This window comes from Planomicrobium sp. MB-3u-38, assembly GCF_002836425.1.
GTDB lineage: Bacteria > Bacillota > Bacilli > Bacillales_A > Planococcaceae > Planococcus > Planococcus okeanokoites.
The window spans coordinates 1-11,214 of sequence record NZ_PJBO01000046.1; the positions used below are offsets into that span (position 1 = coordinate 1).

At 42.7% G+C, this 11,214-nt stretch carries 12 protein-coding genes; 6 read left to right on the forward strand and 6 right to left on the reverse strand.

Going from position 1 to position 11,214, the window contains the following annotated elements; genetic code table 11:
• Positions 1–552: 552 nt before the first annotated feature.
• Positions 553–4,146, reverse strand: a complete 3,594-nt coding sequence (locus CXF70_RS09105; RefSeq protein ID WP_101802385.1) for a S8 family serine peptidase — start codon at positions 4,144–4,146, stop codon at positions 553–555.
• A gap of 915 nt (positions 4,147–5,061) precedes the next feature.
• Between CXF70_RS09105 and CXF70_RS09110 the strand changes: the two genes are divergently transcribed.
• The 6 genes from CXF70_RS09110 (at position 5,062) to CXF70_RS09135 (ending at position 7,693) form a co-directional block, all read left to right on the forward strand.
• Positions 5,062–5,658 carry a hypothetical protein gene (locus CXF70_RS09110; RefSeq protein WP_101802386.1) on the forward strand — a complete coding sequence of 199 codons (597 nt, stop codon included), beginning with the start codon at positions 5,062–5,064 and terminating at the stop codon, positions 5,656–5,658.
• Positions 5,659–5,769: 111 nt separating this feature from the next.
• On the forward strand, positions 5,770–5,982 hold the full coding sequence (gene relB, locus CXF70_RS09115) for a type II toxin-antitoxin system RelB family antitoxin (protein WP_101802387.1): 213 nt from the start codon (positions 5,770–5,772) through the stop codon (positions 5,980–5,982).
• A gap of 6 nt (positions 5,983–5,988) precedes the next feature.
• Positions 5,989–6,252 (forward strand): type II toxin-antitoxin system RelE family toxin, encoded by a 264-nt coding sequence (locus CXF70_RS09120; RefSeq protein WP_101802388.1) that lies wholly within the window; start codon positions 5,989–5,991, stop codon positions 6,250–6,252.
• 214 nt (positions 6,253–6,466) lie between these two features.
• Positions 6,467–6,742, forward strand: a complete 276-nt coding sequence (locus CXF70_RS09125) for an AbrB/MazE/SpoVT family DNA-binding domain-containing protein (RefSeq protein WP_101802389.1) — start codon at positions 6,467–6,469, stop codon at positions 6,740–6,742.
• Between the two features lie 192 nt (positions 6,743–6,934).
• Positions 6,935–7,162 (forward strand): hypothetical protein, encoded by a 228-nt coding sequence (locus CXF70_RS09130; RefSeq protein WP_101802390.1) that lies wholly within the window; start codon positions 6,935–6,937, stop codon positions 7,160–7,162.
• A 210-nt stretch (positions 7,163–7,372) separates the two neighbouring features.
• Positions 7,373–7,693, forward strand: coding sequence for a hypothetical protein (locus CXF70_RS09135; protein WP_145990716.1), 321 nt, complete (start codon positions 7,373–7,375; stop codon positions 7,691–7,693).
• Between the two features lie 3 nt (positions 7,694–7,696).
• Here the strand turns inward: CXF70_RS09135 and CXF70_RS09140 are convergent, their stop codons facing one another.
• From CXF70_RS09140 to CXF70_RS09155, 5 genes are all read right to left on the reverse strand, one after another.
• Positions 7,697–7,897 (reverse strand): hypothetical protein, encoded by a 201-nt coding sequence (locus CXF70_RS09140; protein WP_101802392.1) that lies wholly within the window; start codon positions 7,895–7,897, stop codon positions 7,697–7,699.
• Between the two features lie 47 nt (positions 7,898–7,944).
• A complete protein-coding gene (locus CXF70_RS18160) occupies positions 7,945–8,121 on the reverse strand; it encodes a hypothetical protein (RefSeq protein ID WP_158241176.1) in 177 nt (58 codons plus the stop codon).
• 127 nt (positions 8,122–8,248) lie between these two features.
• On the reverse strand, positions 8,249–8,641 hold the full coding sequence (locus tag CXF70_RS09145; protein WP_101802393.1) for a replication initiation protein: 393 nt from the start codon (positions 8,639–8,641) through the stop codon (positions 8,249–8,251).
• Positions 8,642–8,677: 36 nt separating this feature from the next.
• A complete protein-coding gene (locus tag CXF70_RS09150) occupies positions 8,678–8,917 on the reverse strand; it encodes a hypothetical protein (protein ID WP_101802394.1) in 240 nt (79 codons plus the stop codon).
• 558 nt (positions 8,918–9,475) lie between these two features.
• Entirely contained in the window at positions 9,476–11,017 is a 1,542-nt protein-coding gene (locus CXF70_RS09155; protein ID WP_101802395.1) for a hypothetical protein, read from the reverse strand.
• Positions 11,018–11,214: the final 197 nt, after the last annotated feature.

Consider the following 11,214-nt stretch of genomic DNA (forward strand, 5'->3'; position numbering starts at 1 on the left):
CCGTGGCTACTCTTTTCTTACGATTAGTCAATAGTTTTTTTGTGGTTTGTTGTAGGTAAGGGGACTGGGAAACACAGCAAAGACACAATTGTCCCTCAAATTGTGGCTCTGCCGCGCGCCCCTGTGTAAAAACAATTGTTCCTCAAATTGTGAATTACACAGGGGCGCCACGGTAAACAGGCTTTATAGATGAAGGGTTGTGAGTGAATGGGTTATTCGTTGTTTTGAACTTGAACTTAGTCTTTCCTATCCTCTCCCCAGCTAGTTGAAAAGCTAAGTTCTAAAGCAATTCAAGTGCTAGGTTGTTCTTTTTTTATTAGTTGTATTTGCAGGGAGATTGTGGACACGTCCCTGTGTCAGCCCCAAATTGAGGAACATTTGGGTCCGACACAGGGACGGGGCACGCACTAAGACACAAATTGAGGAACATTTGTGTCTTAGTGCCAGAGAGTTTCCCTCCCCCTGGTTTTTCGATTTTCCGTCTTATTGTTTCTCCTCAAAAACTCCACTAAAAAAAGCGAAGGAAAATTCTCCTTCGCTTTTTTGTGTTTGTTAGCGGACTGTTACTTCTACCGTAACTTCGTCGCCTTCATATGAAATTGTGATGGTTGTCTTGCCTGATTTCTTGGCTGTGATCAAACCGTCTGTTACAGAAAGGATTGATGCGTCAGCTACTGTGTAGACCGCATCTTTCGTGACATTCGATTTTTTCGTTTTGCCGTTTGGAAGAACCGTTTCCTGCCAAACGACTACTTTGCCTTTTTTGCCGTTGATCGTCAATTCTTCTTTATTGACTGATAGTGTCGTGTTGTCTTCCGGTTCCGGCTCAGGAGCTGTTACCGTGACGGTTACTGTTGTTTCATTGCCGCCGTATGAAATGGTGATGGCAGTTGTGCCTGCAGCGTTTGCAGTCACCAGTCCGTTTTCAACGGAAGCGACCGCTGGATCTGCGACTGTGTAGACAGCATCTGCTGTAACGTCTTCAGTTGCAGGATCTCCGAATTCAGGTGTTGTTGTTTGCGTTACTGTGACTTGCTCACTGTCACCGACTGTCAGTGCCAGTTGGGCTGGGTCAGCCGATAGCGTGACGACAGGCTCCGCTTCTTCTCTTTCATAGATCAATGCTTCCGCAGAGTTTCCAGCTGCATCTGCAACAGCGACTGTCACTTTCGTTGTCGCTGGAGTTACCGGGAATGCGAATGAACCGTCCTGCGCGAGGTCGAATTTGACCGGTGCAGAAACTTCACCGTTTTCAGTAACTGTGTAAGTTGCTTTCAGTTTTTCGTTCAAGTTGTATTCGAGGCCATAGAGAGCCAGTTCTTTATTGTACTCAATATATTTGTCTGTAATCTGGCCTGTTGCCTGGCCGTTTTCAACTGTTCCTGCAATTTCAGGAGCCGTTGTTTTGACGACTACCGGCCCAACGTAATCGCCGATATTTCCTTTCGGTGTCGAGGCTGTAAGGTCAATCGTATAAAGGCCGTCCGGAATCGTTGTTGCCGGAGCGCCTCCCCACGGCTGATATTGGCCTGCCACGTTCAATGTGTATGAACCAGCCTTGAGTGAACTTGCGAAATGCACGTAACCGATATAGCCGTCACCGAATTCGCCGCCCTCCGGGTTCATGATGTCCCAAAGTTCGATGTAGTTCGTTCCTACGTCACCTGTAATTGTGAAAGCCAGTTGAGCAATATCCTGGACGCCGTCGCCATCAAATGACAAGTCGGTTTCCGTGATGCTCATGTTTTTGACTTCTGCTGTTGCAGCTTCGCCGAAATCAGCTGCGAATGGCAGTGACATTTCATAATCACCGTTTGTGATATGGATATAGCCGAGAATTTCATCTCCCGGTTTTACGTTTGCATTTTGAGCTGCTGTCAAATTCACGTTCAACAGCTGTTCGCCGTTCAAGTCGAATGAACTTTGATCCACCGTTACAGCTGCACCGGCAAATGCTTTCGTCACTTCAACTGTAACGTCATAGTTGCCGCCACCCCCGGCGATGTCTTTGACGAGAATTTCTTTATTGACTGAAACGCCTGATTCTCTAATGCTCTGCGGACCGAACGTGACAGTCCCTTTGATGTTGTCGACAAGTGCTCCACTGTTATCAAGTACTGCTTTGTCCTGTGCATATGCCAGTGCTTCAGGGTGAACTGCTGCATAAGCATTCACGCGGCCTGCGCCTTGTGAAAAGACATCGTATTTCTCTGTATCAAGAATTTCAGCCGTGTTGGAAAGCGCGACTTTTACGTCGAATGCATTCCATTCCGGATGCGCTTGTTTAACCAGCGCCGCGATTCCTGCGATGTGCGGAGTCGCCATGGATGTACCTGTTTTGCGCGTATACGCCTGATCATAAGTGGCATCAGGGAAATCCGTTTTGTACATTGGAATTGTTGACATGATATTCGTACCCGGTGCACTTACATCCGGTTTGATATCAAAGTTTGGTGTAGATGGTCCGCGCGAACTTGAAGAGTTCACTTCGTCCCCTTTTGTTGTTTCGCTTGTAAATCCGCCGAATGAGATTGTCCCAGCATCAGCTGCCAGCGCCGCACGGAGTGCTTCACCGTCTGTCTGTGACATGTCGAAAGTCGGCAGGAATTCAAATGCATCGCCCAGGAATGTTCCTGAAGGCCCCGGTGAACCAGTTCCACCTGCATTATTATGGATAAGCGCTGCTATAGCGCCTGCTTCTTTTGCTGCTGCAATTTTATCGACAAATGCGATCGATCCACGGGAAATCAATGCCACTTTGCCTGTTACATCGACTTTTTCAAAATCAGCCGGTGTACCGAAACCAGGTACAGCAACCACTTCGAGTTCACCAGATAATTGCGTTGCCAGATCTTGGCCAAATGTTGTGCCCATCAAGTCCATCGATTTCGCCAAGTTATAATCACCTGCTGTGATGCTGACCGCTCCGTCATACATTTTTTCAGGGTTGGTCGTGTTGCCGACTGCAATGCCAAGGCGCGCCGTTGCCGGTGTGCCCATCGTACCGCGGTTCGGGCCTGAGTTGCCGGTTGCCAGGACACTGATTGTGCCGGACAGCATTGCGTTGTTGATCGCGAATGAACCTGCATCTATTTCAGTATTGGCTCCTCCGCCCAGTGACAAGTTGATGACATCCATATCCTGGATGACTGATTCTTCGATTGCTGCAACGATTCCTGAAGTTGATCCGCTGCCGTAAGCGCCAAGTACACGGTATGCATACAGGTCAACTTTCGGCGCGATTCCTTTGATGCCGTATTCATTGGCGCCGATTGCAGCAATTGTTCCTGCTACGTGTGTGCCGTGCGATGTATAGAAAGAACTGCCGTTTGCGTTGAATTCCGGCGTTCCTGCAGGACGTTCAGATGGCAGCGTTTCAGACGCGTCATCATCTGCGCGTGGTTTTGTGTAAGTTGCCGAGTTCGGAATGAAGTTCTTTCCGCCTTTGTAGATGCCGGCAAATTCAGGGTGGTCCGCGTCGATTCCCGTATCGAGTACGGCAACTTTCACGCCTTGCCCTTCAAAACCTTCCTGCCAAAGCGGTTCGATGCCAAGGAAATCGATGCTGTTGTCCATCGCCGCCCCAACTTCTCCGTCTTCAGCAGTTTCACCTGTTTCAAATGCATGAACTTCCACATCCGGTTCAACAAGTGTGACGCCTTTTATCTTCAATAGTTTGTCCAGATCTTTCGCTTTGACAGTCGCTGCAAATCCGTTCAGCACTGTTTGATACGAATATCCTTCTTTAACCAATAGTTTCAGAGCTTTCATTTCTTTCTTTGCAGTTGCCTGCTGGGCTTTGACATTCTTTTTCACGCTGTTTGCGTTGGCGTTCGAGAATGCTTTGCCTTTCGATTTTACTATCGCACGTTCAAGGCCGACCGGTTTTTCGGACAGGTGGATGATGACATCCACTTCCTGTTCACCTGTTACGTTCTTGAGTGCATCGTGCAGCTGCGGCTTGCCTTCTAAGACACGCAACTGATCCGCGATCGCGGCTTTGATTTCCATTTCACTTTGTGTCTGCCGGCTTTCTTTGAACGAAAGGTTCTGCTCAGCTGATGCCGAAAACGGCGACAGCAGAGAGAATGCCAGGACCAAGGTCAAAATGGCGCTGAAGAATTTGGTAAAATTGGTTTTGGACAATTTCATTTCCCCTTTTGCGGTGTAGTTCATACAAATCAGAATTGTACGACATTTCAAGAATAGCATAATAAGGAAATTCCATGCATAAAAAGATTATAATGGATGTTTGAGTACTCTGAATAATTATTACAAAAACTTGGTAAATAGCTGTTTTTTTAGTATTTTCAGCAGGCAAAAACGATTAGTCCCGGAAATTGTTTTTTTACAGTTGATATATCCCGGTTATTTTCGTTGTATTTTCGCAATATGTATCCATCGTACGATACGAATGATAGGTTTACAGCAATTTAGGTTAAATTAATATGGTTTTCTGATTTATTGTATATTTAGTCATTAGTTTGTATAAACTATGTATTTTCTGAATAGTGATCCAATGCTTTTTGTACTTATAAATCGATATTGCGCATAACAGCTTCGCTTTCCAGCGGGCTCCCGCCCAATCCTCCTCGTCCGCTGCACTCCCAGCGGTGTATCGGTCGAATCGCTAAGCCACAGGAAAAGTTCGACCGAACAACATTCGGTCGAACTTTTGCGACGAAGCGCGAAGCGCTGGTGGAGCAGTAGGGTTTTCTCAGCTGTTTTGCTCCATATCTTAGAGACGACATTAATAGGTAGAGAGTTGAGTGATGTAGATCATAAGCTGCGTCGCTCTTTTTTTGTTTGTGCTATCCCCTTTTATTAGGGATTAAGGTGATGGCAGGTTTCAGTTTTTAAATTCATATGGAGTATGTGAGATCAAACGAAAATTTTGACGCGGATATGAGAACAGTATCGACAATCCTCTATTGTCCTAATAAAACAGCTATCTTTTGAGTTATATATATACATGAACATTTGAGTAGTCTAGTTAAAGAAAATGATAAAATACCCTAAAGAATTAATGTGCTACTTATAGAGTTTAAGGAGACGATTGATATGAAATCATTTTCTAACGAGCAATTACAAACGCTCATTGCGGGAAAAATTATAGGTGACGCATATCCCTATGATACAAATGATGAAAAAGAGATTGTAGCCCATATTAATAGGCTGTTTCATCGAATCAATCGTATTCCAAATGTAGTATGTGAAGCTGAATGGAATCATTTTGGCAGCGGTTATGCCTCGTTTATTGAATTTTTTTGTTATGAAAAAGAAGATTGTGTAATTGTGGATGAACACCATGGGATACAAGAGATTGAAACAAAGGGGCTAATAGTAGATATTAGCCGTTTGGCACCAGTTGCAATCATGGGTGAAGATATGCGCTATAAGAAGGTTCACCTAGAGACAAACAATGTAATTAGCGGGGCATATGGTTCTATAATCGATCGACCTGATTCGCTACGAATAAACGAAAGATTTCAAAACACTAGAGCAGAACTAGAAAAAGCACTAAAAGAATTTAATTATGAATTACTGGAAGCAGCAGAGCTTAATCGTCCTTTGGCATTTCAGACCTCTATTCCAACAATTTATCGCAATGCACGCCAATACTTGGTTATAGATGCTATTTTTTATTGGGAGGATTAGTTTAGTAAGTTTCCGGGTTTGATGAACAGATGAAAAGAATCGAATCGATTATTTTACAAACAACAAAATTTGTAATACAATGTATTACAAAGAGTACAAGGAGGTTTTATCATGGCTACTATTTCCTTGCGTGTAGATGACCGCGATAGTAAACTCATCCGCGATTACGCCAAACTGAAAAACACATCCGTTTCGGACTTGATGCGCAATGCCATCATCGAGAAGATTGAAGATGAACTGGATGTTGAGAATTTTGACCGGGTCCTTGCCACTATGGAAAAAACCCATTCCTTGGATGACGTCAAAAAAGAATTGGGTTTATAACTGACGATGTATGCTGTTCATTTCTCAGATGCCGCGTTGAAGAAATTAAAAAAGATGGACCGGTACCAAGCCTCTCTCCTGATTGGCTGGATCGAAAAGAACCTGCAGGATACCGACGATCCACGAACACAGGGCAAGGCATTGGTTGCAAACCACAAAGGCAAGTGGCGTTACCGGGTCGGTGATTACCGTATTCTGGCGTTGATTGAAGATGAAAAAATCATTATTACCATTATCGATGTTGGACACCGAAAAGATATTTACGAATAAGCAAACAGGTGCACGCTCTTCAAGGGGCTGCACCTGTTTTTTCGTATTCTAAAGTGAGCATTTGACTGGAATGACCGTCGTGAAAATCTTTGTATCAGTTGATTTCTCCTCTGACTAAAATCTCTTCCAAGCGGTTCATAAATTGGACGCGTTGCTTCACGAATAGGTAGAATGAGTAAGAGTATGATGATTATAGAAATGAAGGAGTCTTATGATGAAAAGTACCGGTATTGTGAGGAAAGTTGATCAGTTAGGCCGCATTGTCACACCAATCGAGTTGAGAAGATCCCTGGGCGTTTCGGTGGGTGATCCGATGGAAATTTTTCTTGAAGACGATAAAATCATTCTCAAAAAATACCAGACCGATCGGACCTGCGCGGTAACGGGAGAAATCCTGAATGAAAACATTGAATCCGCTTATGCCAAAGGCTTGTATTTGAGTCCAAGAGGCGCCGAGCTGCTGTTGGAAGAGTTGCAGAACAAGATTTAAGGGTAGCCACTCCTCCTCAATATGTATAGAATGAAGCTACAGAACCCACCACGCCTCTTCACAATGCGGACCACGGTGGGTCATTTTGTTTTACTGCCCTTTCATTCCTCTTGCCCATCTGCGTTTTGGCTAAAGCATATAGCGGAGTCACGTAAACTTGCGATTCTGGAACAAAAAGAAAGGAGGATGGGGATGAAGAAGGAAAATATCAAACTGCTCCTGGAAACAACGGAAGAATCGAACAGCATTGGCATCAACCATTACTCGACAAAAGAAAGTCCCTCATTGGTTCAAATCAAATTTTCAGAAACCACCGGGGTATACACGGTTTACTTTTCGAAGCTTCCAAAAGAAGAACAATTGGACTCCATCGACGCAGCAACGGAACTGATCTACGGTTACTTATCTCAAAGCCCATGACAATAACCGCCTTTCAAGGGATGGTTTATGCGGAAGGCTACCATCAAAGGTGCGGACCAAAACTGTGGCCTTTTAAAGTGCTGGCCGCTTCTTCCACACAGGCCATTAGAGCGTTACGTCTGCAAAGCTGAAACGGGGTCATACGTAGAAGATATACAGGCGTTTCATTGACCGTTCAGTTCGAACGGCACCTGGAAGGAGGTAAAGATGGTGAAACACGAAAAGAGAGCCTTGGAAATGGCCCAGTTGGAAGCGCTGCGCTTGGGGACTCCCTACCGCCAGGAGACCGCGCGGTACGTATCGCTGTTCTTCAGTGAGCTGGTGAACGCCGGAAAAGGTTTCGATCTGTCTCTGGAGGATGTGAAAGACGAGATCCGCAGCAAATACTCGTCAGATACTGAACGCGTGAACGATGTGTCGAAAAGCATTTGGGTGCTCCTGGCTAGAGCCAGAGACGAAGACCGGCTGGCTGAACACTATGAACAGGCTACAGTCAAAATGAAGAAAAGGGATGCGGACCGAAAATCCTAATGGTCAGCATCCCTTTCTGTTTTTACGCTGCTGTCTCCCTATCGCCTCGCGCCGGATCCGTCGCTCTGCCTGGCGCAATACTCCATCTGCTCGCAATTTGAAATACAGCGAGGTCAGGAAGGTTGGAGCTTCCATCATCCGCTGCTGCAGGAGCCGGAATTCCAGTTTTTCAGATTCCCTCATAAGTTCAGACAATGTCACCATCTTTTTCCCTTCTTTCTGGTTAGCCTTGGAGTCCGCACTATACCGTTTTACTTCGTCTTGTTCATGTCAAACAATGCTCTTCTTTTGGTTTGTTTCAGCACTCTCTTGGCCCGCCAGCCGAAGTAGAAAATTGTTGCATAGGTGGAAGCGCTCAGCATTCGGCAACGGAAGAATTCATACTTTTTCTTTTCGATTTCATTCATCGCTTCTTTTACTGTCATCACCGTCAACTCCTCTTCTTTTTATCACAAGCAACCAGTCTTTTTCCTTATTTTTTAGCATCTTAGCTAAAGTAGTCCAGGCGACAAAGTAAAGCTTACTGGCAATTTCATCGCCTTTGTTATTCTATTTTCATTCAAGTTTAAGTGAATGTTTTAAATGCAAGAAGTAGGGTCTTAGTTCCGGGGTTAACCCGATCTTCACGGTTTCAGTGTTTTTCGAGTATAAAACGCTGGAGATCCAGTGAGTCAGGAGCCACCCTCTACCTTCACGGGGTATTTCTACTATTTTCATCATGAGATCCTGAAAGATGTTTTTAAATTGAAGATCCCGATTGGATCCCGTTATCCCTAGAATTTCATACCATTCCTGGACTGACCATTCGTAATCTTTGTCGTCTTCGTCTGTTGAATCGACCATGCTGACTATCTCAAGGACAATGGCCAGCTCTTTCTCAGTCAACAGATCACTTTCCTTCGCTTGCAGAAAGCTGGTTCCTTGGATAACAATAGGATGTTTCGACATCAAATCTTCCTTTCTATTCTCGTTTGCCCGTAGTTCTTACTTCTTAGCACCAGTAGGCGGAGCAGGAAAGTTATTGACAATGATCCGAGCCAGCCAGGAAGTTCCTTTGTGCTGAAATGCCGAGTTTTCCAAATCTGCTTTTTCCATCACCCGCTGAGCAATTGTTTCCGCTGAAGAGTGACTGAGTGCTTTATTCTGGCGGTTTGCAAAATAGACCAAGTCCCTTTGCAACTGATGTATAAATCGTTCCCTGGTACCCTCTAAGTTTGGATTCATCTTTTTTCAACTCCTCTTTCTACTTCTAATGACTAATTGTTAATATGAAAATCTCTCTGCTTTTTTCTTATTTTAACGGATTTAAAACAAAAACTGCAGTTTTCCATTCTTTATTTTTAATTAACACATCATACATCAACCCATTCACTGTAATACTGGTATTACGTTATTTATCGCCGTATTTATTGCGGTACTTACTGCATCATATTTTCGTAATGATTACCGAAAAAGAGCTCCTTTGGCTTATAACTTATATATTTATTGCGGTAATAAAAGCCGTAGTCATTACAGTTTCTGCAGCTTCCTAAATCCAATCGCAATATTCTCTGGTACATCTGTCCGTTTATTTCATAGTTCTTTATTTAACTTTTGTATAAAAAGTAATCAGCAGCGAATAATACCTACATAATTTTTTTTGATACGGATCATGGGATAGTTATGAATCGAATTTAAGATATGCTCAACTGTCTTCAGCGCGAAATACCTTGTCTATATTTTGTGTAAAAATTAGTGGGCAGCTTTAAAGATTTTTAGTTATTTCGTTGTATTATGTGCGATTTATCTATTTAAGATAGCATGAAGCTTTGTGATTTTAGTGATTCGTTCCCATACGGTTGGTTTCTTATCCTGCAACTGGAATGACGGTCCGATTAAATGGGTTGCAAGTTGATGGTAATGTGGTTCGAGTATTGGCTGAACCTTTTTATGCAAATAGAGTGGTTTTTTCTGGTAATAGTTCTTTGCTGTTTCATCAAATAAAGCTGGAATTGTAGCAAGCAGTGGCAATTCCATGTGTTCACTTATCAGATTAGGTTTTGACACATCTATCATTTGATTGTGTATAAGATGAATTGGAATATTATGTGTTTCTTCAATCTTTTTGATATAGTCTTTCCAGCTATATAGCTGCTGGATGCGATCACATGCAATAATCCATAATTCATCCATATATTTAAGGGATTCATTCGTAAACGATTTCATTTCTCCAGTAGGCATATCTACCAGTGTCACATCAAAGATTTCAGTCATGCAGTGATAAGCTTTGAATGATTCTGCACTCCAGTCTTGTTTTATATCATTTGTGTTAAGCGGAAAGAACTTTACTTCCCTGTAACTCCATTCACTGTCCCCCACCGGTTCGTAAGTGTGTAAGTTATGGGCTAAGCTCACCCACTTATTCGGAATTGGTACATAGCGTTTTAACCAATCCTTCAATACATGATTCGAGGTAATAGGTTCCAAAACTGCCGTATAAACTTTATTCTCCGATAGAAACAGAGAAAAGTTAATGAGAAATGATGTTACACCAACTGCAGGCAACGGCGACCAAATACCAATTGTCTTGTTTTTGTCCATTTCAAGTCCAGATAAGCTTTTTTGAATATTTCTTAGTCGCATCGGAAACGGATTATTTTGCAAGGGCGACTTAGCATCATTCTCTAGAGCAGCTTCATAAATTGGCTCTTTAATTTCTACTTCCTGCTCATTTACATCTTCCTTAACTATTGTCACTGCTGACTCATGTTCTAACTGTTCACTTGATTTTTCGTGATTATCTTGACTTTCTTTTGATTCATTTATCTTTTCATTTAGTTTTTCTCCAGCTGGAGTTGATTTCGGTTGCAATTTTTCAACTTGATCGATATTCATAGTACTCTCTGTTTGTAAATTCTTTTCGTCCATCTCATTCTCATAGTCTTCGTCAATTTCTCCGTCATACATTGCCATTTCTAATTGCTCAACGATGAAATCTATTGCTTGAAGCAAATCATTAATATTGATTTCGCCGTTCTTCGAATCGATATAAACATTATGCTCTGTAAGTGTCGATATTTCATCACTGGGCTCTATCAAGACAATGTCTTTTAGTTCCTGGTATTGTTTCTTAAGTTCTTGATAAGATTCAGAAGCGATGCTTTCATTCGTAATTAGACATACTTCTAAGGGATACTTTACATACCAACCAAGAAATTTCTCAATTGAATGGTAGTGATTTACTTTATATCCCTCTCCGACTATAGCTTTAACAATCGTTTCTTTTACTTCTGTTGCTACCTCATTTGTAATGACCATACAGATTTCAATTTTAGACTTATACATAGAAAACCATTCCTTCCCTAATCAGTTAATAAAAAAAGCGCATATCGCCGCTATCCTCAATGGATAGCGGTAACATGCGCAGTGCTTGCGTTTGATTGAAATTAATCTAACTATAGCATAGGTTTTGTGAAAAGGTAATACTAAATGAATGTCACTTATATAAAAACATAAAAACTTAAGTATGCCCCTCATAGAAA

Bases quoted from the DNA above. Each gene is read 5' to 3' on its own strand.
- CXF70_RS09130 (WP_101802390.1), top strand. From the start codon at position 6,935: ATGAAGAAGGAAAATATCAAACTGCTCCTGGAAACAACGGAAGAATCG.
- CXF70_RS09145 (WP_101802393.1), bottom strand. From the start codon at position 8,641: ATGTCGAAACATCCTATTGTTATCCAAGGAACCAGCTTTCTGCAAGCG.
- CXF70_RS09150 (WP_101802394.1), bottom strand. From the start codon at position 8,917: ATGAATCCAAACTTAGAGGGTACCAGGGAACGATTTATACATCAGTTG.
- CXF70_RS09155 (WP_101802395.1), bottom strand. From the start codon at position 11,017: ATGTATAAGTCTAAAATTGAAATCTGTATGGTCATTACAAATGAGGTA.
- CXF70_RS09125 (WP_101802389.1), top strand. From the start codon at position 6,467: ATGAAAAGTACCGGTATTGTGAGGAAAGTTGATCAGTTAGGCCGCATT.
- relB (WP_101802387.1), top strand. From the start codon at position 5,770: ATGGCTACTATTTCCTTGCGTGTAGATGACCGCGATAGTAAACTCATC.
- CXF70_RS09110 (WP_101802386.1), top strand. From the start codon at position 5,062: ATGAAATCATTTTCTAACGAGCAATTACAAACGCTCATTGCGGGAAAA.
- CXF70_RS09140 (WP_101802392.1), bottom strand. From the start codon at position 7,897: ATGGTGACATTGTCTGAACTTATGAGGGAATCTGAAAAACTGGAATTC.
- CXF70_RS09120 (WP_101802388.1), top strand. From the start codon at position 5,989: ATGTATGCTGTTCATTTCTCAGATGCCGCGTTGAAGAAATTAAAAAAG.